Consider the following 719-nt stretch of genomic DNA (forward strand, 5'->3'; position numbering starts at 1 on the left):
CCTTCGGGAAGCTCGTAACGGTTCTGCGGCGCCAGGGTGCGGACGCGATCCGGAAGGGCCGGCCGTGGAGTCTTCCGCTGGAGGACCGTGCTTTGCTGGTTGCGGCCTACTGGCGCACGAACCTGACCATGCGGCAGCTCGCTCCGCTGTTCGGAGTGTCCAAGTCGGCGGCGGACCGGATCATCGACCACCTCGGGCCGATGCTCGCGCTTCAGCCCCGCAGGCAGTTCGCCAAGGACACCGTGCTCATCGTGGACGGCACCCTGGTCCCCACCCGCGACCACGCCATCGCCGAGCGGTCGAAGAACTACCGATACTCCACGAACCACCAGGTCGTCATCGACGCCGACACTCGACTGGTCGTCCTGGTCGGCCGGCCGCTTGCCGGGAACCGCAACGACTGCAAGGCGTGGGAGGAGTCCGGCGCCAAGGCCGCCGTCGGCAAGACCCTCACGATCGCCGACGGCGGCTACCCGGGCACCGGACTCGTCATTCCGCACCGTCGGCAGCACGGCCAGGCTGAGCTGCCGGACTGGAAAGAGGATCACAACCGGTCCCACAAGCAGGTCCGTGCCCGCGTCGAGCATGTCTTCGCCCGCATGAAGACCTGGAAAATCCTCCGCGACTGCCGCCTCAGAGGCGATGGCGTCCACCACGCCATGCCCGGTATCGCCCGGATGTACAACCTCGCTCTCGCCGGATAGACCAGCGGGCCGCAC

1 protein-coding gene is annotated in these 719 nt (G+C 67.9%); it reads left to right on the top strand.

Features of this window, described 5'->3' with window-relative positions; translation table 11 throughout:
- Positions 1–704 (top strand): transposase (locus IF89_RS0135775; RefSeq protein WP_030777508.1); only part of this gene is annotated, 704 nt, incomplete at its 5' end.
- Between the last annotated feature and the right edge of the window lie 15 nt (positions 705–719).

The sequence above is a fragment of the Streptomyces sp. NRRL F-2664 genome (assembly GCF_000719345.1).
GTDB lineage: Bacteria > Actinomycetota > Actinomycetes > Streptomycetales > Streptomycetaceae > Streptomyces.